We start from the raw sequence: 24,305 nt of genomic DNA, 5'->3' as shown, positions 1-24,305 counted from the left end.
TTACAACTCCTGCTTCCAGTTCTGGGTGCGCAGCACGTCGGCAAAGACGCCCGCCGCAGTCACTTCGGTACCGGCGCCATAGCCACGCAGCACCAGCGGGATTGGCTGGTAGTAGGTAGAGAAGAAGGCGAGCGCGTTCTCCCCATCTTTGACCTTGAACAGCGGCTCGTCGCCACCGACCGCCTTGATGGCGACCTTGCACTTGCCACCTTCGATGGAGCCCACATAGCGCAGCACCTTGCCTTCACGCTGGGCCGCGGCGAACTGGTCGCGGAACCAGCCATCGGCTTCGGGCAGGCGGGCCATAAAGGCTTCCACGTCGCCACTGACGTCAAATCCGGGCGGCAGCGCCTGCTCGACTTCGACATCGGAGAGCTCCAGCGCCATGCCCGCCTCGCGAGCCAGAATGAGCAGCTTGCGCGCCACATCCATGCCGTTGAGATCGTCGCGGGGATCCGGCTCGGTAAAGCCGTTGCTGCGGGCGATTTGGGTCGCCTCGGAAAATGCCATCCCCTCATCCAGCTTGCCGAAGATAAAGGAGAGCGAACCGGACAGGATGCCATCGAAGGCGCGCAGCTTGTCACCGGCCTTGATGAGGTTCTGCAGGTTCTCGATAACCGGCAGGCCCGCACCCACGTTGGTCTCGTACAGGAACTTGCGGCGAGTCTGACGAGCAGTGCGGCGCAGCGCCTTGTAGTAATCGAGCGAACCGGTGTTGGCCTTCTTGTTCGGGGTGACCACATGGAAACCGGCGGCCAGGAAGTCGGCATACTGCACGGCCACCGCCTCGGAGGAGGTGCAATCGACGATCACCGGGTTGATGATATGGCTATCTTCCACCAGCTTTTTCACCCATTCCAGCGAGAAGCTGTCGCGGGCCTCGACCAGCTGTTCGCGCCAGTTGGCGAGGTTGAGGCCATCCTTGTTGACCGCCATCTGGCGGCTGTTAGCGATGCCCACCACCCGCAGGCCAGTGCCCTGCTCGGCCAGTACCGGTTGCTGGCGGGCAATCTGATCCACCAGCGCGGCACCGACGCCGCCGACCCCGACCACAAAGAGGTCGATAAAGTGCTGGCTACCAAAGAAGTTCTGGTGACACGCCTTGATGGCTTCCGCCACCTTGCGATCCCGCACCACCGCCGAGATGGAGCGCTCGCTGGAGCCCTGCGCAATGGCGACGATATTGATGGAGGCTTGCGCCAGCGAGGTGAAGAAACGGGCTGCCATCCCTTTGCTGGTGCGCATGCCGTCACCGATGAGGGAGATGATCGCCAGATCGCTGATGATATCCAGCGGCTCCAGCAGCTGGTTTTTGAACTCCAGCTCGAACTCGCGCTCCAGCACCTTGCGGGTCTTCTCACTGTCGTAGCTGTGGATACAGAAGCTGACGCTGTACTCGGAAGATGACTGGGTGATCAGCACGATACTGACCCCGGCGCGGGAGACGGCGGAGAAGATGCGACCGGCCATGCCGACCATCCCCTTCATACCGGGGCCGGAGACGTTGAACATGCACATGCCGGACAAGTCGGAGATGGCCTTCACTTTCAGGTCATCGTCGCCGCTCTCGGGGCCGATCAGGGTGCCCGGACCTTGTGGGTTGAAGCTGTTCTTGATGAGGCAGGGAATATGGAACTGGGCCACCGGCGCGATGGTTTTCGGGTGCAGCACCTTGGCGCCGAAGTAGGAGAGTTCCATCGCCTCCTTGTAAGAGAGGGTTTTCAGCAAGTAGGCATCCGGTACCAGACGGGGGTCGCAGCTGTAGCAGCCCTCGACGTCAGTCCAGATCTCGCAGCACTCTGCATCGACACAGGCGGCCAGCACGGCGGCGGAGTAGTCGGAGCCGTTACGGCCCAGCAGCACGGTTTCGCCCTTGTCGCTGCCGCCGGTAAAGCCCGGCATCAGGTAGAGGCAATCGCTACGCAGACCCTTGGCGGCAAAGCGCAGACGGGAGGCTTCGATATCGACGTGGGCTTCCAGATAGCCGCCGTCGGTGACCAGCAGCTCTTCCGGTACGATCAGCTCCAGATCCAGACCGCGCACCCGCAGCAGTTCGTGCATAAAAGCGATGGAGAGGTTCTCGCCACGGCTCAGAATGCGCGCCTGCACGTTGTCCGGGCAGAGGCCCAGAAGACGGATGCCCTGCATCAGCCGCTCAACCTGATCCAGCTCGGCGGTGAGACGGGCCAACAGCGCCTTGTCATCGAGCGCCGGATAAGCCGCCTTCAACCCGGCCAGCAGGCGGGAGAAGATGCCGTTGACTTCAAACAGGGTGGAACTGGCATCCATGCCGCGACTGGTCTGTTCCACCAGCGCCACCAGATGATTGGTCACCTTGGCAGGCGCAGACAGCACCAGGGCTACCTGAGATTGGCCGTGGGTATTGACCGCGATATCGGCCACCCGTAAAAAACGCTCTGCATCGGCCAGTGAAGACCCGCCAAATTTCAACACTCTCATCGCTTTCTCTCCCTGTAAATCTATGAAATTCAATCTAAAAACCAATCCAACAAAAAGGCCCGTACTGGGTGGGTACGGGCCTTTTCTGATTTCTGTGCTTGTTCGTCAGCGCATCAACCGGCCCCAGTGCCACCTGTGGTGGTACCGGTAATAATGGTGGTGGTGATGACGTTGGTGAATAACTGCATGACGAACACTCGTTGACGAAGCTGGCTTTTAGCAATACCGCGGCGGGCGATGGGCTGTCAACTTAAACCTCTTTGCTACTCACGCCCAAATCGGCGCGCAAGGTCTTTGCAGAGCAGATGGAGCATGTTCAAATCCCGCTGCGGCAGCATGGGCACCCGGTCCATCACCCATTGATGCAGTTTTTCATCCTGCGAAACTCCGAGCTCACCCAGCAATTCTGCTGTTTTGCTTTTCAGCACCCGAACCTGCCCGGCGTTATCAAAATTTTCTGCTACCGCAGCGGCGCCGTCGGCGTTCAGCTCATCCATCAGCTGACTCATCTCGTAGGCGTAGAGCATGATCGCCTGCCCCAGATTGAGGGAGGGGTAGCTCACCTTGAGCGGCAGATAGCTGATGAGATCGACCTCGGCCAGCTGCTCGTTGGAGAGTCCCGACTCCTCGCAGCCAAAGACGATGGCGACCTTGCCGAGCGATGGCTTGATGCGGATCTGCTCGCGGATCTCCCCCGGCGTGAGGTAGTACTGGTAGCGACCGCGCTCACGGGCGGTGGTGGCGATCACCAGATCCATGTCAGCCAGCGCCTCGGGCAGGGTATCGAACGCCTCGGCCTGGGTCAGGATCTCCTGGGCGCCGTGGGCCACCCAGCTCGCCTCCTCCTCTTCGTGTACCCGGCTCGCCACCAGTCGCATGGCATCGAATCCCATGGTTTTCATGGCGCGGGCCGCCGCCCCCACATTCGCAGGACGGGCAGGTGCCACCAGGACAAAATAGAGCTTCATCGGGTTTCCTCACTGGCCGGACGGCCTCTCAAACAGACTGCAAACAGTCGCTAAACCATCAGCAAAACAGGGGCGCAATCTACCGTTTATCCCCGAAAATTGCCACTTGAACAGACGTTTCAATGTTGCGATAGTGGCCAGACGTGTGAACAAATTACACCCAATCCTTCGCGCTATCGGCCCGACAGATCACAAGGAAGAGAGAGATGCAGCAGCCATTGGAACAGGCCGTCGCCGAGACGATTCTGCAACGCTTCGAGTCGTTTTACAGCCGGTTTCTCGAAATCACCCAGGGCAGCAAGAGCCGCTTCGAGAACAGTGACTGGCTGGGGGTGCAGCTCGCGGGGCGCGAGCGTATTCGCCTCTATGACCACCATGTGGGGGCCACCGCCAGCTCCATCCGCCAGATGATGGGGGAGCACCACGCCACCCAGGCGCTGCTCAAACAGGTCAAAAGTGCCTTTAGCGATCTGCTGCCAAAATGCGAGAACTTCGAGGTGGCGGAGTCTTTCTTCAACTCCGTTTATCGCCGGATCTTTCGCCATCGCAATATCCGTGACGAGAACCTCTATATTCATCCCTTCGTCAGCCGTGGCGAAAAACCGGACCTGAGCGCCCTGCTGCGGGTCTATCGCACCGATCTGGCCCACCTGCCGCAGACGTTGAGCCAACTCTTGGGGGATTACAGCTTCACCCTTCCCTACGAGGACAAGCAGCGGGATATTGTCGACATCCACCGCCATCTTGCGGAGAACGGCCCGCAAATCCTCCATGACGAGCCGTTTGCCATCGAGCTGCTCAAAGAGGTGTTCTACCGCAACAAGGGGGCCTATCTGGTGGGGCTGATCCGGGCCCGGGATCAGGTGTTCCCCTTTATTCTGCCCCTGCTCAGCACGGGTCACAGCATCTATGTGGACACGGTGATCTTCGAGCCGGATCTCGCCTCTATCGTGTTTGGTTTCGCCCGCGCCTACTTTATGGTCTATGCCCGCGAACCGGCGCTGTTTGTCGCCTTCCTGCGCCAAATCATGCCCCACAAGCCCGATTACGAGATCTACAACGCCATCGGTTGCCAGAAGCACGGCAAAACCGAGCTCTATCGCCACTACCGCCACCATCTGGCCCAGAGCCGGGATCAGTTCATCATCGCCCCCGGCATCAAGGGGATGGTGATGAGCGTGTTTACCCTCCCCTCCTACGATGTGGTGTTCAAGGTGATAAAAGACGAGTTCACTCCCCCCAAGGATGTGAGCCACGAGCAGGTGAAAGCAAAGTACCGGCTGGTTAAACAGCACGATCGGGTGGGCCGCATGGCCGATACCCAGGAGTTCACCAACTTCGAGTTTCCCCTCGATCGCATCTCACCCGAGCTCCTTGCCGAACTCAAGACGGTGGCACCGTCGGCGCTCACCATCAGCGACGACAAGCTGGTGATCAAGCACCTCTATACCGAGCGCAAGATGATCCCGCTCAACCTCTATCTGGACAAGGCGGACGAGCAGCAGACCCGGCTCGCGCTGGAGGAGTACGGCAACGCCATCAAACAGCTGGCGGCGGCCAACATCTTCCCGGGGGACATGCTGTTCAAGAACTTTGGCGTCACCCGCCACGGCCGGGTGGTGTTCTACGACTACGACGAGATCTGCTACATGACGGAGTGCAACTTCCGCCAGATCCCGCCGCCCCGCTACCCCGAGGATGAGTGGAGCGCCGAGCCCTGGTACTCGGTGGCCCCCAACGACATCTTCCCCGAGGAGTTCGCCACCTTCCTGCTGCAAAAGCCGCAGGTGCGGGAGATCATGTTGCAGCTGCACAAGGAGATGTTCGACGCCAACTACTGGAAGATGCTGCAGAGCAACATCAAGGTGGGGGTGTTCGAGGATGTCTATCCCTATCGGCGCAAGAAGCGCTTCAAGTACCAGCGCGGCGGCTGAGTCCGCAGGCTGCTCTGCATGGCAGAAACAACAACGGGGTGGCCAAAGCCACCCCGTTTTGCTGACCGCTGCGCGACTTAACTGCCGCGACGGCGGATCACCCCTTCTTGCATGGTGCTCGCCACCAGCATGCCATCACGGGTAAAGAATTGGCCGCGCACCAGACCGCGACCACCGCTGGCGCTCGGGCTGTCTACCACGTAGAGCAGCCAGTCGTCGAAGCGAAAATCCCGGTGGAACCACATGGAGTGATCGATGGTGGCCACCTGCATATCCGGTTCCCAGTACGACACCCCGTGGGGCTGCAGGGAAGTGAGCAGGAAGTTGAAGTCGGAGGCGTAGGCCAGCAGGTATTTGTGGATCCGCAGATCATCCGGCATCTGACCATTGGCCTTGAACCAGACGTGACGCACCGGATCCTGCACCGTCGGGCGGATCGGATCGACCAACGTGACCGGGTGCATCTCGATGGGCTGCTCGCAGAGGATCTTGTCGCGCAGCGAGGCCGGGATCAGGTTCTCGTAGGGACGCACCAGCTCCAGCTCGCTCTTGAGCGCTTCCGGTGGGGTGATGCCGGTGGGCATCTGCGCCTGATGCTCGAAGCCATCGGCCGGCACCTGAAACGAGGCGTTGAGATAGAAGATGGGCTTGCCGCCCTGAATAGCCTTGACCCGGCGAGTGGAGACGGTCTGGCCGTCGCGGATATTCTCCACGTCATAGACGATGGGACGGGTCACATCCCCCGGACGCAGAAAGTAGGAGTGAAAACTGTGAACCTGACGACCGGTCTCGACCGTCTGCTTGGCGGCTGACAAGGCCTGCCCCATTACCTGTCCGCCAAACACGGCCCGCAGACCGAGATCCTGGCTCTGGCCCCGAAACAGGCCCTCCTCGATTTTTTCCAGCGCCAGCAACGCCAGCAACTCATCAAGTACCTTGCTCATCGTTCACTCCTCTATCAGAGCCGCACAGGCTAACAAGCTCACCGGAGCAGAGCAACCATGGCGACGAGTCTGCGGGCGATCAGACGACAGAAACGCCACTCAACGTCTTGCCCGCCTCCCCTTTTGCAAGCGATGGGGGTCATTTGATACAAAAAAGCCCGCACCATCTGGTGCGGGCCTTTTGCTTGGCCGACTGCGCGCTTTTTGACGGCGCGCAGTACGCAACGGGTTGTCGGCTTACTTGCTGCCGGTACCGGAGTTGCGGCTAGAGGCTTGCGGCTTGCGACGGGCGGTGGTGGCGCGAGCGCGCGGCTCTTTGCCCTGCATCTCTTTGTGACGCTGTACGGCGCGACGGATCTGGGCGGCCTGCTTGTGACGGCTGGTTTTGCCATCTTGCTGCAGATCGACCTTGGATTCGGTCTCCGGCGGCAGGTTGACCAGACCGCGCAGGTAGTTCACTTCCGGCAGTTTCAGCTCTTGCCAGCCGCCGCGCGGGATGCCGCGGTCCAGCTTGACGTCGCCGTAGCGGATACGCATCAGGCGGCTCACCTGCACTTCCTGGGATTCCCACAGGCGGCGCACTTCACGGTTGCGACCTTCGGTCAGGGTGACGTTGAACCACTGGTTCAGACCCTCACCGCCAGCCGGTTTGATCTTGTTGAACTTGGCGGTGCCATCTTCCAGCTGCACGCCCTTGCGCAGACGCTGCAGCATGGCTTCGGTGATTTCGCCAAACACGCGTACCGCGTATTCCCGCTCCACTTCATGGCTCGGGTGCATCAGACGGTTGGCCAGCTCACCGTCGGTGGTGAACAGCAACAGACCGGAGGTGTTGACGTCGAGGCGGCCGACCGCGATCCAGCGGGCACCTTCCATCTTGGGCAGACGATCAAACACGGTGGGACGACCTTCCGGATCGTGACGGGTACACATCTCCCCTTCCGGCTTGTGGTAAGCCAGTACGCGGCAGATCACTTCCTCTGCCCCGCGGGTCTTGACCTGGTGACCATCCACCCGGATCACGGCGTTCACTTCGACGCGATCCCCCAGTGTGGCGACCTTGCCATCCACACTGACCCGACCTGCGGTGATCAGGGCCTCCATCTCACGACGGGAGCCATGACCCGCGCGGGCCAACACTTTTTGCAGTTTTTCACTCATCGGGGTTACCTGATTGTTGATCGCTGCCCACTCGTCAGAGGGGCAACGGGGTTAACTGTAACAAACGCCGGTTGAAGCGCTCGCCACAGTTGAAAAATGTATATCTCGATGAAATCGGCACGCTTGAGCACCATTCACCGGGCATCGCTCTCCCCGTCCACCGCCGAGGGCAACAGGGGTTGCAGCTCCGGATCCAGCTCGGGGAGCTGCTCCAGACTCTGCAGATTAAAGTAATCCAGAAACTCTCTGGTGGTGGCGAGCAGTTCAGGGCGACCGGCCACCTCTTTGTGGCCAATGCTGCGCACCCAGCCACGCTCTTTCAGGGTATTCACTATCTGGCTCGACACCGCCACCCCGCGGATCGCTTCGATCTCGGCCCGGGTGATGGGTTGGCGATAGGCAATCAGGGTCAGCGTTTCCATCACGGCGCGCGAATAGCGCGGCGCCCGCTCGCTCCAGAGCCGTGAGAGCTCCTCGGCATACTCCTGACGCGCCTGAAAGCGCCAGCCGGAGGCGACCTCTTTGAGCTCGACGCCCCGTTCGCTGTAATCTTGCCTGATCTCGGCCAACAACAGCTGAACATAGCGACTGGTCACCGGATAATCGGCCAGCACACTGCTTTTCAGCTCGCTGACATTGAGCGGACGACCGGCCACAAACAGCGCAGCTTCGATCAGGGTCTTGAGTCGTTCAGTGGGCAGCGCCACGGTTGCCCTCCTCGCTCTGCTCGGCCAATGCGAAATGCACTGTGACCCAGGGGTTCTGGCTGCAACGCAACAGACAGGATGCACGCTCAATGGGTCTGTTCACGTTTCTCATTCTCTTCTGCAGCCAATGCGAAATGGATTGGGCCAAGGGGTTCTGCCTGCAGGATCCAGATCAGTTGCTCCTTGCACAGCTCCAGCAGGGCCAGAAACGTCACCAGTACCCCCATGCGCCCCTCTTCGGCACGCAGCACCTGTTCAAGGCGCAGGGTCTGCCCCAGCGTGAGCATGGCGAGGATCTCCGCCATGCGTACCCGGGTCGGGATCTGTTCGCGGCGGATCTGGTGATGTTCGAAATGAGTCGCGCGTTTTACCACACTTTGCATGTAAAGGGCGAGCTCAACCAGCGAAACATCGGGCGCCAGTGGCTTGAGGGCACCAAAATCGGGGGGCAGGGCGGTGGCGATAAAGATCTCCCGCTCCACCCGTGGCAGCTCGTTGAGACGCTCGCCTCCGACCTTGTAGCGCTCATACTCCTGCAGGCGGCGGATCAGGGTCACCCGCGGGTCTTCCCCCTCCTCTTCATCCTCCAGCTCCGGAGCCTTGGGCAGCAGCAGGCGTGATTTGATCTCCGCGAGCCAGGCCGCCATCAACAGATACTCCGCCGCCAGCTCAAGGTTGAGCCCCTGCATCAGCTCCACGTACTCCATGTACTGGGCGGTGATCTGCAGGATCGGCAGGTTGAGGATATCAAGCTGCTGGCGCCGGATCAGGTAGAGCAGCAGATCGAGCGGCCCCTCGAAGGTATCGAGGAACACCTCCAGCGCATCGGGCGGGATGAACAAGTCCTGGGGCAGCTCGTGGTAGGGCTGCCCCAGTACCCGCGCGATGGGGGACGGGATGGCGTGGAGGAGAACGGACTCCCCCGCTGACTCCGCGACCGGTGCGCCCGCCTGGGGCGGGGCCGTCACAGAAACAGGGTCGGCAGACTCACTCAAACGGGGTCGGATCCCCGGCGCCGCGACGACGCAGCACCGGCTCGTCGTCAGAGAAATCGACTACCGTGGTGGGCTGCTCGCCCAGATAACCGCCGTTGACCACCAGATCGATCTGCTTGCCCAGCTTGTCGAAGATCTCTTCCGGGTCAAACTCGGCCATCTCGGAGTCCGGCAGGATCAATGTGGTAGAGAGCAGCGGCTCACCGAGGGCCTCCAGCAGCGCCTGAGCAATCTTGTTGTCCGGGATACGGATGCCGATGGTCTTCTTCTTTTCGTTCATCAGGCGGCGCGGCACTTCCTTGGTCGCCTTGAAGATGAAGGTGTAGGCACCCGGGGTGTTGTGCTTGATCAGGCGAAACGCACCGTTGTCGACCTTGGCGTAGGTCGCGATCTCGGAGAGATCGCGGCAGACCAGGGTGAAGTCGTGGGTCGCATCGAGGCGACGGATGCGGCAGATGCGCTCCAGCGCCCCCTTATCACCCATCTGGCAACCCAGCGCATAGCCGGAGTCGGTCGGATAGACGATGACGCCGCCGTTCTGGATGATCTGTACCGCCTGACCAATCAGGCGGGCCTGGGGGTTTTCCGGGTGTACGTAAAAATGCTGACTCATAGCTTGTTCTCGCAATAGGGGCAGCAATACCTGCCCGCTCGTATGGTCACGGGTCAAAGACCCATGACACTACCTTAACCTGTTTGTGACCACTTCGCTGGTGCCGTTAGCGGCTCGCCAGCAGCTCGGCGTGTTGCTCGGTGGTGAGCCCAAAGTGGCCGGGATAGGCCAGCCAGACCGGCATGCCTTCCTTTGGCAACCAGAGGTGGCGGCCCAACTCGGTCCAGTTGGACGGAAAGTGAAAATCCGATCCCACCGAGATATAGAGGTCGTGATCCTTGGCCCACTGACCCAGATTGGCCCGCTCCTGCGGGCTCTGTTGGGGCAGCGACACCTCCATGGCATCGCCACCGGCCGCCTTGAAGGCCACCAGCAGCCGCTTGATCCACTTGGCGGTGAGATCGTAACGGCTGGGGTGAGCCAGCACCGCCAGCCCACCCGCGGCATGAATGGCAATAATTGCTTCGCTCATCTCGGGCCACTCGGCCGGGGCATACCCTTTATTGCCACGACTCAGGTATTTTTTGAATACCTTTTGCATGTTGTCGGCTACCCCGCGCGCCACCAGCACCCGGGCAAAATGGGCTCGGGTCACGGCGGCATCACCGGCAAGCGCCTTGGCCTCTTCATAGGTGCCGGGGATCAGACACTTCTCCAGACGGCGCCCGATTTCCAGTGCGCGAGCCTCGCGGCGAGCCCGTTGCCCCGCCAAAAACGCCACCAGCTGCGGATTTTTTTCATCCACCCCCAGCGCCACGATATGAATTTCGTGATGCTCCCAGCCGGTGGAGATCTCGACCCCGCTCACCAGTCGCAGCGGCAACTGCTCGGTGGCGATGGTGCGGCGCACCTCATCAAGCCCGTCAAGGGTGTCGTGGTCAGTAACCGCTAACACCTCAACCTGTTTTTCGGCGGCGCGGCGCACCAGTTCGGCCGGGCTCAGCACCCCGTCGGAGGCAGTGGTATGGCAGTGAAGATCGAATCTCATCGGCTTGTTTCGCTCTTGTCTTGGGACCCGCTTGAAAAAAAGAAGGCTAAAAAGCGACTTGACTTGGCCGCGGCTTTATCGTTTTCTGTAGGCACTTCATTGCAAACATCTTTTTACAGGACTTTATCATGCAAACGACTTCCATCCTGACCATCTGGTGGTGGCACACTCCCTGACATGCGGGCGTGTGGTCGTTGCTGTACCTGTAATCTGACAGCAAATTAAGAACCCAAAGAAAAAGCCCGCTGACCCCAGCGGGCTTTTTTATTATCCGGCAAATGGACCTGTGATGAAACCGAGAATTCAGACAAGCGCAATGACCTGGCGATGGCGACCCTACTGAAACCGCCCGAACCGACCCAATTTCCAAGGCATTTTTACGGGATTAGACGCATGAACATCGGTAAACAGCATCACACGCAAGGGAACGCACTATGACAGCCACACATCGCCTTCCTCTGGGTGAATTCGATACCCTCAAACTCAACGCCCCTTATGTGGCTGATCCGCTGGCGCTCTATACCCGCCTCTGTCAGGGTCGCCCCAATAACCTGCTGCTGGAATCGGTGGAGATCGACTCCAAGGCGGGCAAGCAGAGCCTGCTGCTGGTGGATGCCTGCCTGCGCATCGAGTGCCGTGGTCGCACCGTGCGGGTGCGCCCCCTCAACGACAACGGCGCCCAGTTGCAGAGCCTGCTGGCCGAGCGCCTGCCTGCGGTGGTGGCTCGTTCGCTGGTAGATGACGAGCTGCAGCTCGACTTCCCGGCCTCCGATCGGGAGCTGGACGAAGATTCCCGCCTCAAGGGGAGCAGTGTGCTGGACGTGCTGCGCACCCTGCAGCGGGAACTCGATTGCCAGTTGGGTAAAGAGGCACTGTTTATGGCCGGCAGCTTCGCCTACGACCTCATCGCCTCTTTTGAAGATCTGCCTGAAGTGCCACAGGGGAGCAACGATTGCCCCGACTACTGCTTCTATGTGGCCGAAACCCTGATCACCATCGACCACATCGAACGCACCACTCAACTGCTGGCCTGCATCTTCGGCGGCGACAGCGACGAGAGTCACGTGGAAGACAGATACACCCGTCTGACCGAGCGGCTCACCGACTTCAAACAGATTTGCCAGCAACCCCTTAGCGCCGAGCTGACCACCCAGCCCCTGAGCGGTGGCATGAGCGTGGACAAGAGCGACAAGCAATTTTGCGCCGAGGTGGAGAAACTCAAGGGCTTTATCCGCCGTGGCGACATCTTCCAGGTGGTGCCATCCCGCTGCTTCTCCTTGCCCTGCCCGAGTCCCTTGGCCGCCTATCGCCGCCTCAAGCAGACCAACCCCAGCCCCTACATGTTCTACGTGCAGGATGAGGGCTTCACCCTGTTTGGCGCCTCGCCGGAGAGTGCGGTGAAATTCTGCGCCGCCAGCCGCGACGTGGAGATGTACCCCATCGCCGGTACCCGCCGCCGTGGCTTTAACCCCGATGGCAGCATCAACCGGGATCTCGATGGCCGCATCGAACTGGAATTGCGTCAAGACGAAAAAGAAGTGGCCGAGCACCTGATGCTGGTAGATCTGGGCCGCAACGACATCGCCCGCATCTCCGAGCCCGGCACCCGCTACGTCAAGGAGCTGCTCAAGGTGGATCGCTACAGCCACGTGATGCATCTGGTCTCCAAGGTGGTGGGCACCTTGCGCTCCGACCTTGACGCCCTGCACGCCTATCAGGCCTGCATGAACATGGGCACCCTCACCGGCGCGCCGAAGATCCGCGCCAGCGAGCTTATTCGCATGGTGGAAGGCAAGCGCCGCGGCAGCTACGGTGGCGCCGTCGGCTACATCAACGGCGCCGGCGAGATGGATACCTGCATCGTCATTCGCTCGGCGTTTGTCAAAGATGGCGTGGCCCATGTGCAGGCCGGTGCCGGGGTGGTCTATGACTCCAAACCGCAGGCCGAAGCGGACGAGACCCGCGCCAAGGCGGCGGCTGTACTTGCCGCCATCGCAGCCAGCCATGGCACCTCTCTGCAAGCCCTGAGCGCCCAGCAGGAGCAACATAAGGACGTGAGCCATGACTGACATCTTCCTGCTCGATAACTTCGATTCGTTTACCTACAGCACCCAAGCCGACCAGTTCCGCACTTCGAAGGAGCAGCATCATGACTAACATCTTTCTGCTCGATAACTTCGACTCTTTCACGTACAACCTCGTCGACCAGTTCCGCTCCCTCGGTTATCCGGTGCGGATCTACCGCAACAGCCTGCCGGCGAGCCGCATCATGAGCGAAATTGCCGCCTGCGAAGGAGATGCCGTGCTGGTGCTCTCGCCGGGGCCGGGCGCCCCCCACGAGGCAGGTTGCCTGATTGATCTCATCAAGCTGGCCCGCGGTCAGGTGCCCATCCTCGGTATCTGCCTCGGCCATCAGGCCCTGTGCGAAGCCTACGGCGGCACCGTCGGTGCGGCGGGCGAAATCGTCCACGGCAAGCGCTCCCTGATTGAGCACAACGGCCACGGCGCCTTCGCCGGTCTACCGAGCCCGCTGCCGGTGGCCCGCTACCACTCGCTGGTTGCCACCTATGTACCGGAAGAGCTGACGGTGATTGCCCACTATCAGGGCATGCCCATGGCCATTGAGCAGCAGGATGAGCGGGTGCTGGGCTTCCAGTTCCATCCCGAATCCATCATGACCTCGGAAGGGGCCCGTCTGCTGACCCAGGCGCTCGCCCATATCACCCGTCCAGAAAGCAGTGTGCGGTAAGGAGACCAACATGCATCATCATCTCAACACCCTCTATCAGGGTCAGTCTCTGAGCCGTGAAAGTACCCGCGACGCCTTCGGCCAGGTGGTACGTGGCGAAGTGGATCCCATCGTGCTCGCAAGCCTGCTGACTGCCCTCAAGATCAAGGGGGAGACGCCGGAGGAGATCGCCGGCGCCGCCGAGGCCCTCTTGGCGGAAGCGCGCGACTTCCCGCGTCCGGACTATGCGTTCTGCGACATCGTCGGCACCGGTGGCGATGGCCTCAACACCATCAACGTCTCCACCACCTCGGCGCTGGTCGCCGCCGCCTGCGGCCTGAAAGTGGCCAAGCACGGCAACCGCTCGGTCTCGAGCAAGTCAGGCTCCAGCGATCTGCTGGACAAGATGGGCATCAAGCTCGACATGAGCCCGGCGCAGGCGCGTCGCTGTCTGGATGAACTCGGCATCTGCTTCCTGTTTGCCCCCCAGTACCACGCTGGCGTGCGCCACGCCATGCCGGTACGTCAGGCCCTCAAGACCCGCACCCTGTTCAATGTGCTGGGGCCGCTTATCAACCCCGCTCGCCCCACCTATCAGCTGATGGGGGTCTATGCCCCCGAGCTGGTGCGTCCCATCGCAGAAACCCTGCTGGCACTGGGGCTGAAAACCGGTATGGTGGTTCACGGCGCAGGGCTGGATGAGATTGCCATCCACGGCCCGACCCAGGTGGCCCAGATCCGTGACGGCGAGATCCGCGAATTTATGATCACCCCGGCTGACTTTGGCCTTGAGACCTATCCGGTCAGCGCCATTCAGGGTGGGGAGCCTGAAGAGAACCGCGCCATCACCGCCGCCATTCTGGAAGGGCGTGGCACCCCGGCCCACAACGCCGCCATCGCCGCCAACGTGGCGCCACTGCTGCTGATGGCGGGCAAGGCGAAAGATCTCAAGAGCGCGGCGGCCGAAGTGCTGGCGGTGCTGGCAAGCGGCAAGACGGCAGAGCTCGCTGCCAAGTTGGCCACCCTGAGCCATCAGGAGGCATGATGTCAGCCAAGAACCAGCACGGCACTCACTCAGGCACTAGCTCAGATCGCCCGCAGGGCAGTACCCAGTTTCGCAAGGATAACGAGATGTCAGACCTTATTGCCCCCCATGCTTTTCTGAACATGGCCTCCATCAGCCAGACCATTCTCGGCAAGATCGTGGCGGCCAAGCAGGAGTGGGTTGCCGCCCGCAAGCTGGCCCAGCCGCTGGATAGCTTCCAGAGCGCGCTGACCCCAAGTGATCGGGATTTCGTCGGGGCGCTCAAGGCGGGCTCCACCCGCTTTATTCTGGAGTGCAAGAAGGCCTCCCCCTCCAAGGGCTTGATCCGCGACGACTTCAGCCCGGAGGCCATCGCCGACATCTATGGCAAATACGCCACCGCCATCTCGGTGCTGACCGACGAGAAGTTCTTTCAGGGGGATTTCGCCTTCCTGCCGCGGGTTCGCAGCCGTGTTCAGCAGCCGGTGCTCTGCAAGGATTTTATGATTGACCCCTATCAGGTCTATCTGGCCCGCCACTATCAGGCGGACGCTATCCTGCTGATGCTCTCGGTGCTCACCGACGAGGGGTATCGCGCCCTGTTCGCGGTGGCCAAGGAGCTGGGCCTTGGCGTGCTGACCGAAGTGAGCAATGAAGAGGAGCTGACCCGTGCCATCGCGCTGGGGGCGCCGGTCATCGGCATCAATAACCGGGATCTACGCGACTTGAGCGTCGATCTCAACCGCACCAAACAGCTGGCTAAAGATATCCCGAGCGATCGGGTGGTGATCAGCGAATCCGGCATCAACCACCGCGCCCAGGTGGCGGATCTGCGCCACCACGCCAAGGGCTTTCTGGTGGGCTCATCCCTGATGGCCGAGCCGGATCTGGAGGCTGCTGTGCGCAAGCTCACTCTGGGCCAGAACAAGGTGTGCGGCCTGACCCGCGCCGAGGATGCCGCCGCCGCCCATCAGGCGGGCGCGGTGTTTGGCGGCCTTATCTTTGTGGCAAAGAGTCCGCGCTATGTGGACATCCCCGCCGCCCGCGCCGTGATGGCGGGTGCGCCGCTCTCTTACGTCGGGGTATTTCGCAACGCCCAGCCCGCCACCATCGCCAAGACGGTGGAAGCGCTCGGGCTCGCCGCGGTGCAACTGCATGGCGATGAAGATGCCGCCTATATCGAGGGATTGCGCGCGCTGCTGCCAGCTGGCTGCCAGATCTGGAAGGCAATTGGCATCTCTCTTGGCAAGGAAAGCGGCGAGCCGCTGCCCGCCCTCGACTATCCGGCCGATCGGCTGCTGCTGGATACGAAAGTGGGCAGCCAGAGCGGCGGCACCGGTCAGGCGTTCGACTGGGCCATGCTGGCCACGCTCGACAAGAACAAACTGATGCTGGCGGGGGGGCTCAATCCCGACAACGCCCTGCAGGCGGCGCAAGTGGGCTGCCTCGGCCTTGATTTCAACTCCGGGGTAGAGAGTGCCCCGGGCCAGAAGGATACACACAAGATTGCGGCCGCGTTTGCCGCCCTGCGCACTCTGTAACGCAACCCTTTTTGATGTTTCGATTTAGCTAATACAAGGAAGAAGCCATGACCCTGCTCAACCCGTTTTTTGGTGAATTTGGCGGTATGTACGTACCCCAAATCCTTATCCCCGCCCTGCTCCAGCTGGAGAAAGCCTTTGTCGATGCCAAGGATGATCCGGCCTTTATCGCCGAATTTCAGGAACTGCTGACCGAGTATGCCGGTCGCCCGACCCCGCTCACCCTGACTCGTAATCTGACCAAGGGCACCAAGACCCGCCTCTACCTGAAGCGTGAAGACCTGCTGCACGGCGGCGCCCACAAGACCAACCAGGTACTGGGTCAGGCGCTGCTGGCCAAGCGGATGGGCAAGAGCGAGATCATCGCCGAGACCGGCGCCGGTCAGCACGGCGTTGCGACCGCACTGGCCTGCGCCCTGCTCGGCCTCAAGTGCCGGGTCTATATGGGTGCCAAGGATTGCGAGCGCCAGAAGCCCAACGTATTTCGCATGAAGCTGATGGGCGCCACCGTTATTCCGGTGCACTCCGGCTCCAGCACCCTGAAAGATGCCTGCAACGAGGCACTACGGGACTGGGCTGCCAACTACGAGTCGGCCCACTACCTGCTCGGCACCGCCGCCGGCCCGCACCCCTTCCCCACTATCGTGCGGGAGTTCCAGAAGATGATCGGCGAAGAGGCCAAGGCTCAGTGCTTCGAGAAAGAAGAGCGGCTGCCCGATGCGGTGATCGCCTGCGTCGGCGGCGGGTCGAACGCCATCGGCATGTTTGCCGACTTTATCGATGAGCCATCAGTGCGCCTTATCGGCGTCGAGCCGGGTGGTCACGGCATCGAGAGTGGCGAGCACGGCGCGCCGCTGGGTCACGGCAGCAAGGGGGTCTTCTTTGGCATGCACTCCTACCTGATGCAGGACAATCAGGGGCAAATTCAGGAGTCCTACTCCGTCTCGGCGGGGCTGGACTTCCCCTCCGTCGGCCCGCAGCACGCCCATCTGGCCGCCATCGGCCGCGCCGAGTACCCCTCGGTAACCGACAAGGAGGCGCTGGACGCCTTCCAGGAGCTGGCTAAATCCGAAGGCATCATACCCGCGCTGGAGTCCTCCCACGCGCTGGCCCACGCCCTCAAGATGGCCCGCAGTGAACCGGAAAAAGAGCAGGTGCTGATCGTCAACCTCTCCGGCCGTGGCGACAAAGATATCTTCACCGTCGCTGACATTTTTGATAAAGAAGGAACCTTGTCATGAACCGTTACGCACAACTCTTCTCCCGTCTGGATGAAGCCAATCAGGGCGCCTTTGTGCCGTTCGTGATGCTGGGTGACCCCACCCCCGAATTGTCACTGGCCATCGTCGATGCGCTGGTCGCAGGGGGCGCCGATGCCCTCGAACTCGGCATCCCCTTCTCCGATCCGGTGGCGGATGGCCCCACCATTCAGGGCGCCGCCCTGCGTGCGTTTGCCAGCCACACCACCCCGGACGACTGCTTCGAGCTGCTTGGCCGCATCCGCGCCAAGTACCCGCAGCTGCCCATTGGCCTTTTGGTCTACGCCAATCTGGTCTATGTGCGCAAAATTGACGGCTTCTACGAGAAGTGCCAGCAGGCTGGCGTCGATTCGGTGCTGGTCGCCGACGTGCCGGTGCAGATGTGCGCCCCCTACAAGGCGGCCGCCGACAAATTCGGCATCGACAGCATCTTTATCGCCCCGCCCAATGGCGACGCCGAGACCCTGAAACAGGTGGCGGAGCTGGGTAATGGTTACACCTATCTGGTGAGCCGTGCCGGTGTAACCGGTGCCGAGACCAAGGCCGGCATGCCGGTGGAAGGTCTCATCAATACCCTGCGCGAGTTCAACGCCCCCCCCGCCCTGCTCGGCTTTGGCATCAGCGAACCGGCTCAGGTGCGTGAAGCGATCGCAGCTGGCGCCGCCGGTGCCATCTCCGGCTCCGCCGTGGTGAAAATCATCGAGACCCACCACCAGAACCCGGCGCATATGCTCACTCGTCTGAAGGAGTTTGTGGAAGGGATGAAGGCCGCGACCAATCGATAAGGGGCGGCATTGGTCACATGCCATTGGCCGTGAGTGATCCGGTTGCGTATCCGCCTCACCCATAGGTGTATCGCTGCATCACCACATCAAAGGGAGCCTGACCGGCTCCCTTTCTTTTTATCGCATCTCCCCCGCTTGCAGCTCTGGGCGTGTCGCCCCCTCTCCCTCCGGGAGAGGGCTGGGGTGAAGGGGATTGTGCATTCCCTGCCAAACAAGATGTTCACTCAGCCCACTCCTTAATGACTAATTTATTGATCCAACATAGATTCCCGCCAAAACACGCTTCTCAACACTCCACCCTCGCCCTTAAGATAGCCAAACGACAATCCCTCTCTCGGGAGCGCACCATGGCTGCGATTGTTGCTATCTCGCAGGTTAACAGCAGCGAACTGGGGGCTGTCACTCAGGGGCGGTAGCGTGGTTTTTTGTAGGTTGGCGCAGAGCGCAACGAAGCTCAACTGGCAAGTATTATTACACCAACCAGAGCGTGATAAATATGAATGAGGCAGATCCGTAAAACAGATTTTCAGATATATTCGCGGTAAACGTCGGGCTTCACTTTGTTCAGTACCAACCTTTAGCCAACATACGCGACAAACTATTTTTAGTAACCAAGGTAATATCATGATTTTTCTATCACACAACTACAATGACAAGCCCGTAGTAGAACAGATAGCAATCAGGCTAATGCAACTATTTGGCCAAGATAAAGTTTTTTATGACTCTTGGTCTATACAGCCCGGCGATGGAATCATCGACAAAATGAATAAAGGGCTAGGAGATTGCGAGTTATTTCTGTTTTTTGTTTCTAAAAATAGCTTGCAAAGTAAAATGGTCGAACTTGAATGGCAAAATGCAGTAATGAAATCATCTCAGGGAAAGACCAAAATCATTCCTGTTAAATTAGATGACTGCATGATGCCTCCAATTTTAATGCAGTCACTTTATATTGACCTGTTTGGACAAGGTTTGGAAGTAGCGTTGCGTCAAATCGTAGATGTAACTTCTGGTAGAAATACATTTCAAAGAGGACCGCAAGAGTTTTCTAACATGAGGGCTTATACCTATCAAAAAGATGGTTATACCTATGTAGAGTGCCATGCTGAATTTTACCTGGAACCAATTTCCAGCTTTTTAATTCTTGTTCATAACGCTCAACACGAGCTTCAATTTAATTGTCTAAGTAGCTCGATGACATATGGTGGATTCAATCCAGACATAACTCTTAATGATGGCCGTAAATATAATGCGCAATCAATTCGAATAGAGCGGAGCACTGCACCTGGCTTTCCTTTTGTTATGGAACTCAAACCTCAAAATGGATCTCAGGTTAAGCTTGCTGGCGTCATGCATGAGAAAAGACAAGGGGAATACCGTATGTTACCTCTCACTCATCGATGAAATTAAGACACCCAAATTTCTGAGCAAGATGCCGCATAGCAGGCCTACAAAAAGGTGGGTGTCCCAGCCGGATATTTATTTTGCATTTCCAACTACACACATAAAAAACTCTTTCAACCTTATAAAGGAAGGCCATTCTATGCTCGTTTTCTATATCAGGCACAACTGGGGCCTAGGTGAATTCAGTGGCCTTAACCAGAGGCTCTTTGATTCAAAGAAGATTTGTATTCATTATGAAGATGTAGTAAATCCCTTCGACAGAAAGCAATATAGAGGCAGCACAGCCAAAACAGCCATCGATTACATCAATCGCGTCTCGGATCATGAAACTCTCATCGTGGCTTCTTATGCCGGCCAAGAAGAGATGTTGATTGGAATTTCGGTGCTAGGTAGCAAATACATAGAAACCGTTGAAAACAGTCAGCTCAAAGTGATTCAACTGCGTGATGCTAAAGTGGTGCGACGCCATGAATTTCCACTCCCCTTCGTAATTCCCCCACCTTTCTCCGCCTTCGTCAGGTGGAGGATGGGCGAAGCTGCGGTGAATAGCTTCTACTTCGAGCAAGCACAGGAGCCCAAGCTGAACATGTTACTTCCTTGGCACCTCGAAATCCTTTCTGAAGAGTGGCTGCGAAAACAGAAGCTACTACGCCACAAGATCTTCCAAACCGGAAAATATATGAAAGACTTCGATATCGTCGGTGTTAATACCGACGGGGAGTACGTCATCGCTCAAGTCAAGTACAGGGCAACCGACGCCGAGGTGGATCACTTCTTTAAACAAGCTGAACCATTAGCCGGTAAAAACTCCTTCTTCTTCGCCGGTAACAGACTCGCCTATGCAGGCTCCGGCCGAATGATCCATCTGCAAGAAGTATTTGATGAGTTCACTGAGGCTGAACCAGAGTACATCCAACACCTTTATCTTGGCTATGCCCCAGAAAAAGCCAAGAAAATAGAGCATCTATAAGAGTGAAAACACAAGACATCCATCAACCGCCTCAAGCCACCCCACGCGACCATGGCAAAAGATGGATGTCCCTTTCTTAACCAGCATCTTGCCATGACAGGATGAAATTATTAGGGCACCGTCTTGCCACCCCGAACATGAAGTGCATTGCGGCTCTGCAAGCAAGTCCATCCCTGCCCCTCGGCCATCCTCCAGATCATCCCTCACCACCTTTTTTCTCTAAAAAGTGAACCTCTCTACACTTTTATCTCGTAACCAGCACCGAGATCATCAAAAGTGCACCATCGTACACTTTTTATTGCTGCTTGCTCTTACCATGAGTTAAGGTGTAACAACCTACACTTTTTCCGTGATCATGATGACAGATGCATCGTTACAAACCGCCCCGAAAGCACTGGATCCCGCCTCGCTGGGGCTGGCGATCCGCGAGAGACGCAAGGCCGCCAAGATGACGCAGGAGGTGACGGCCTCACTGTGCGGCATCTCCAAGAAGACCCTGATCAAGATCGAGAAGGGGGGAGATGTCTACCTCTCGACCCTGCTGCAGGTGATGAACGCACTGGGACTGCGCTTGCAACTGGTACAGGAAGCGGGATCACAGGTAACGAGCGACAGCAGCCAATCAGAGGTCGGTGATGATGAGTGGTTCTGAGCACCATCAGCTTGAACTTCGGCTGGGTAACCAGCTGATCGGTCATCTTGAATATGACTCCCAACGGGATACTTTTCAGCTCGGCTATACACCTGCATGGCAAGCACGCGGATTCCCGCTCTCACCGCCGCTGGCGCTGGACGGTTCGGCCAGCAGCGCCCAGATCCGGGCATATCTCGGCAACTTGCTGCCAGAAAATCGCGGGCTGGAGCACCTGATTGAGGCGCTCTCCGTTTCGCGCAGCAATCTCTTTGCCCTGATCCACGGCATCGGCCGCGATGTCTCCGGGGCGGTCACCTTTACCCTGCCCGCAGAGCCCGACATTCCCACCCACTTTCGCCCCATCACCCCAGAGGAACTGTTGCTGCGCCTCGATCAGCCCGAGCTCTGGCCGCTGGAAGTCTGGGATGGTCGCCCCCGCCTCTCGGTTGCGGGTGTGCAGGCCAAGCTCAACCTGCTGCGACTCGAGGGGGCGCTGGGGTTTGGCGAGGGCGAGCTCTGTTCCACCCACCTCCTCAAGTTCGAGCATCACCCTCATCTGGTGATCAATGAGTTCGTGACCATGCGGCTGGCCGCGTTGCTGGGCATGCCGGTGGCACAGGTCGAGCTGCACAGGGTCGGCCAAGGCGATAAGTCCCACCGAAGTTTGCTGGTGGAACGGTTCGATCGGCGCCTCGATGAGGATGGCTTGAGGGTTCGCCGTCGTCATATGATCGATGCCTGTCAGGGGCTGGGGTTTCCCGTCGTCCGAAAATATGAACGCAACTTCGGTGACGGGCGGGATGTGGCCCATATTCGGGAAGGGGTGAGCCTGCCACGACTGTTCAGCCTCAGCGCCCTCTGTGTCAATCCGGCGCAAGCCAGATTGAACATGCTGCAATGGCTGCTCTTCAACCTCTGCGTCAACAACCATGATGCCCACGGCAAGAACTACAGCTTCTTCGTATCAAAAGCAGGGCTGACGCCCACCCCCTGGTACGATCTGGTCAATGTGGGACTTTACCCCGAGTTCAACCAGCATCTGGCCATGGCCATTGGCGACGAGTTTGCCCCCGAGGCGATCAACGCATGGCAGTTGCTGGAGATGGCCGAGGCGTGTGATCTGCCCAAACGCCTGTTGCAACAGACCTTGCACAAAATGACCAACGACAGCCTCCTTCATCTGGATACCGCCATCGCCCTGGTTGAGACAAACAATCCCGCCGAGCTGGCTTATCTGGCACGCTACCGGGACGACGTTGAGCGTCGCTGCCGCCATTTTCAGGAACAGGCTGCGCTGTTACCCGACCTGCATCTGTAATCAATCCAACGAAAAAGACCCCCTCTTGCCAAGCGGCAAGAGGGGGTCTTTTGTTTTTGCCGCTAGCTAACCAGCGATTGCGTCACGCTATCAAGCCAGCGAGACAAAGATCCCGGCCAGGGTGGCGCTCATCAGGTTGGCCAGGGTCGCCGCCAACACCGCCTTGAAGCCCATATTGGCCACATCGTGGCGGCGCTCCGGTGCCATGGTGCCGATGGAGCCGAGCTGCACCGCAATGGAGCCCAGATTGGCGAAACCACAGAGGGCGAAGGTAATGATGATCTGGGTGTGGGCGCTCAGATCGGCCTTGATATTGGCAAAGTCCAGATAGGCGACGAACTCGTTCATGATCACCTTCTGACCAATCAGCGATCCTGCCGCCATCATCTCGCTGGCGGGCACACCAATCAGCCAGGCCACCGGGGCAAACAGATAACCCAGCACCTGCTGCAAGGAGAGATCGGCCCAGCCGAACCACTCGCCCACCGTGGTGAGACCGGCGTTGATCATGGTGATGACGCTGACAAAGGCCAGCAGGATAGTGCCGATGGCCACGGCGATCTTCATGCCGCTCATAGCGCCGCCCGCCAACGCGTCGATGGCGTTGCTGTAGTCGCTCTTGTCGAGGGTGATCTCGGCCTGAACGCTCACCTGTTGCTGCTCTGGCACCAAGAGTTTCGCCATCAAGAGACCACCCGGCGCCGCCATAAAGGAGGCGGCAATCAGGTATTTAAGATCCACACCCAGACCGGCGTAACCGCCCAGCACAGAGCCCGCCACCGAGGCCATGCCGCAGGTCATCACCGCAAAGAGCTCGGAGCGAGTCATTCCGGCGAGGAAGGGACGAATAAGCAGCGGCGACTCCCCTTGCGACAGGAAGATATTGCCGGTAGCCACCAGGGATTCGGCGCGGCTGGTGCCGAGCAGGCGATGCACTGCGCCGCCCAATACCCGGATCACCCACTGCATGATGCCGAAGTGGTAGAGCACGGCGATCAGCGCGCTGATAAAGATCACCAGCGGCAGCACCCGCACGGCGAAGATAAAGCCGTTGCTGGCCAGATCGCCAAACACGAAACGGATGCCGCTGTCGGCAAAGCCGAGCAGGGCTGAGACGCCATTGCTCATGGCACCGAGCATGATTTGTCCGGGGGGGAAATAGAGCACCAACGCAGCAAAACCGGTTTGCAGGGCGAGCGCACCCAGCACGGTTCGCCAGCGGATGGCTCGGCGGTTTTCACTGGCCAGCCAGGCGATAAACATCAGGGCCAGCATACCGACCAGACTCAATAACAGTGTCATCTTGCACCTATGAAGAGAGGAGTTTCATATGGCAAGTCTGCAGACAGGCGTCGCGGGTGATCTGGCGGGAGAGGTGCCGACCCACGCGACACGCAGACCACAAACCTACAGGTTAGTGGCGGGTCCCATCCTGGGGTCATTCACGTTCCGGGTGACAGCATGTATCGGGTGACGCCAGCGCCGTCGCAGGGGGAGATGCGGCCGTGTGGCAGGTCGGGCGGCGATGGTACAGTGATCCCCGTCACAGAAAAAGCGGTAAAACGATTGGCCGGAGCAACTTTTCATGTCATTGACCGAAATGGTCAAACAAGCAGCGAGCGGCCGGGTTTGCTCAGGCAGAAGATGATTGTCGTTTGCAGCCCATTTGACCCGCAGGTTAAATATGCAACAGCGAGCGACAGAAAAACCGGTTTAAGGATACAGATCACAGTGTTACCAGCATCATGTACAGGATCTTTAGCTACAACCAATTGAAATAGATAGAAAAAAGGCTTCGTTTGTGATCTGATTTAATCGCAAAAAAAAACCGACACGCCCGAAGCCATGACTATTATCAATGCAACCCAGTACCTC

General features: G+C 59.2%; 20 protein-coding genes. 11 read left to right on the top strand and 9 right to left on the bottom strand.

What is annotated here, in order from left to right; translation table 11 throughout:
- Together thrA and PG888_RS01190 are read right to left on the bottom strand one after the other, a co-directional pair.
- Positions 1-2,460 carry a bifunctional aspartate kinase/homoserine dehydrogenase I gene (gene thrA, locus PG888_RS01195; protein ID WP_127008402.1) on the bottom strand — a complete coding sequence of 820 codons (2,460 nt, stop codon included), beginning with the start codon at positions 2,458-2,460 and terminating at the stop codon, positions 1-3.
- A gap of 263 nt (positions 2,461-2,723) precedes the next feature.
- Positions 2,724-3,428, bottom strand: coding sequence for a tRNA/rRNA methyltransferase (locus PG888_RS01190; RefSeq protein WP_127008400.1), 705 nt, complete (start codon positions 3,426-3,428; stop codon positions 2,724-2,726).
- Between the two features lie 206 nt (positions 3,429-3,634).
- On the opposite strand from PG888_RS01190, the gene aceK reads away from it, so the two are divergent.
- Entirely contained in the window at positions 3,635-5,362 is a 1,728-nt protein-coding gene (gene aceK / locus PG888_RS01185; RefSeq protein WP_058053100.1) for a bifunctional isocitrate dehydrogenase kinase/phosphatase, read from the top strand.
- 77 nt (positions 5,363-5,439) lie between these two features.
- On the opposite strand, the gene tesB is transcribed toward aceK, so the two are convergent.
- The 6 genes from tesB to rnm all read right to left on the bottom strand — a co-directional run bounded on the left by tesB (position 5,440) and on the right by rnm (position 10,770).
- A complete protein-coding gene (gene tesB / locus PG888_RS01180) occupies positions 5,440-6,306 on the bottom strand; it encodes an acyl-CoA thioesterase II (RefSeq protein WP_201982613.1) in 867 nt (288 codons plus the stop codon).
- 237 nt (positions 6,307-6,543) lie between these two features.
- The gene (rluB, locus tag PG888_RS01175; protein ID WP_201982615.1) at positions 6,544-7,467 is read right to left on the bottom strand and encodes a 23S rRNA pseudouridine(2605) synthase RluB; all 924 of its coding nucleotides are present in this window, start codon (positions 7,465-7,467) and stop codon (positions 6,544-6,546) included.
- Between the two features lie 134 nt (positions 7,468-7,601).
- Positions 7,602-8,174 carry an SMC-Scp complex subunit ScpB gene (gene scpB / locus PG888_RS01170; RefSeq protein ID WP_042060246.1) on the bottom strand — a complete coding sequence of 191 codons (573 nt, stop codon included), beginning with the start codon at positions 8,172-8,174 and terminating at the stop codon, positions 7,602-7,604.
- A gap of 86 nt (positions 8,175-8,260) precedes the next feature.
- Positions 8,261-9,169 (bottom strand): segregation and condensation protein A, encoded by a 909-nt coding sequence (locus PG888_RS01165; protein ID WP_244842220.1) that lies wholly within the window; start codon positions 9,167-9,169, stop codon positions 8,261-8,263.
- A complete protein-coding gene (locus PG888_RS01160; RefSeq protein ID WP_058053104.1) occupies positions 9,162-9,782 on the bottom strand; it encodes an L-threonylcarbamoyladenylate synthase in 621 nt (206 codons plus the stop codon). The genes PG888_RS01165 and PG888_RS01160 overlap by 8 nt, the downstream gene beginning before the upstream one ends.
- A 106-nt stretch (positions 9,783-9,888) precedes the next feature.
- The gene (rnm, locus tag PG888_RS01155) at positions 9,889-10,770 is read right to left on the bottom strand and encodes an RNase RNM (RefSeq protein ID WP_213393597.1); all 882 of its coding nucleotides are present in this window, start codon (positions 10,768-10,770) and stop codon (positions 9,889-9,891) included.
- A gap of 434 nt (positions 10,771-11,204) precedes the next feature.
- Here rnm and PG888_RS01150 point away from each other — a divergent pair, with 434 nt between their 5' ends.
- The 10 genes from PG888_RS01150 to PG888_RS01105 all read left to right on the top strand — a co-directional run bounded on the left by PG888_RS01150 (position 11,205) and on the right by PG888_RS01105 (position 22,430).
- Positions 11,205-12,839, top strand: coding sequence for an anthranilate synthase component 1 (locus PG888_RS01150; protein WP_213393596.1), 1,635 nt, complete (start codon positions 11,205-11,207; stop codon positions 12,837-12,839).
- Positions 12,840-12,919: 80 nt separating this feature from the next.
- Complete coding sequence (locus PG888_RS01145) at positions 12,920-13,519, top strand: aminodeoxychorismate/anthranilate synthase component II (RefSeq protein WP_005359135.1); 600 nt, start codon at positions 12,920-12,922, stop codon at positions 13,517-13,519.
- Between the two features lie 10 nt (positions 13,520-13,529).
- On the top strand, positions 13,530-14,543 hold the full coding sequence (gene trpD / locus PG888_RS01140; RefSeq protein ID WP_213393595.1) for an anthranilate phosphoribosyltransferase: 1,014 nt from the start codon (positions 13,530-13,532) through the stop codon (positions 14,541-14,543).
- Positions 14,544-14,629: 86 nt separating this feature from the next.
- On the top strand, positions 14,630-16,063 hold the full coding sequence (trpCF, locus tag PG888_RS01135; protein WP_244842222.1) for a bifunctional indole-3-glycerol-phosphate synthase TrpC/phosphoribosylanthranilate isomerase TrpF: 1,434 nt from the start codon (positions 14,630-14,632) through the stop codon (positions 16,061-16,063).
- Between the two features lie 47 nt (positions 16,064-16,110).
- On the top strand, positions 16,111-17,304 hold the full coding sequence (gene trpB, locus PG888_RS01130; RefSeq protein ID WP_213393593.1) for a tryptophan synthase subunit beta: 1,194 nt from the start codon (positions 16,111-16,113) through the stop codon (positions 17,302-17,304).
- On the top strand, positions 17,301-18,107 hold the full coding sequence (trpA, locus tag PG888_RS01125) for a tryptophan synthase subunit alpha (protein ID WP_213393592.1): 807 nt from the start codon (positions 17,301-17,303) through the stop codon (positions 18,105-18,107). The genes trpB and trpA overlap by 4 nt, the downstream gene beginning before the upstream one ends.
- A 624-nt stretch (positions 18,108-18,731) precedes the next feature.
- Complete coding sequence (locus PG888_RS01120; RefSeq protein ID WP_213393591.1) at positions 18,732-19,508, top strand: toll/interleukin-1 receptor domain-containing protein; 777 nt, start codon at positions 18,732-18,734, stop codon at positions 19,506-19,508.
- Between the two features lie 139 nt (positions 19,509-19,647).
- The gene (locus PG888_RS01115; RefSeq protein ID WP_213393590.1) at positions 19,648-20,478 is read left to right on the top strand and encodes a hypothetical protein; all 831 of its coding nucleotides are present in this window, start codon (positions 19,648-19,650) and stop codon (positions 20,476-20,478) included.
- Positions 20,479-20,833: 355 nt separating this feature from the next.
- Positions 20,834-21,130 carry a helix-turn-helix domain-containing protein gene (locus tag PG888_RS01110; RefSeq protein WP_244842218.1) on the top strand — a complete coding sequence of 99 codons (297 nt, stop codon included), beginning with the start codon at positions 20,834-20,836 and terminating at the stop codon, positions 21,128-21,130.
- Positions 21,114-22,430, top strand: a complete 1,317-nt coding sequence (locus PG888_RS01105; protein ID WP_213393589.1) for a HipA domain-containing protein — start codon at positions 21,114-21,116, stop codon at positions 22,428-22,430. The genes PG888_RS01110 and PG888_RS01105 overlap by 17 nt, the downstream gene beginning before the upstream one ends.
- 90 nt (positions 22,431-22,520) lie before the next feature.
- On the opposite strand, the gene PG888_RS01100 is transcribed toward PG888_RS01105, so the two are convergent.
- Entirely contained in the window at positions 22,521-23,732 is a 1,212-nt protein-coding gene (locus PG888_RS01100) for a NupC/NupG family nucleoside CNT transporter (protein WP_213393588.1), read from the bottom strand.
- Positions 23,733-24,305 lie beyond the last annotated feature (573 nt).

Origin of the sequence: Aeromonas sp. QDB23 (genome assembly GCF_027707745.1) — a bacterium.
In the GTDB taxonomy this organism is placed as follows: Bacteria; Pseudomonadota; Gammaproteobacteria; order Enterobacterales; family Aeromonadaceae; genus Aeromonas; species Aeromonas allosaccharophila.
This window is presented reverse-complemented; position numbering and strand designations above follow the sequence as displayed.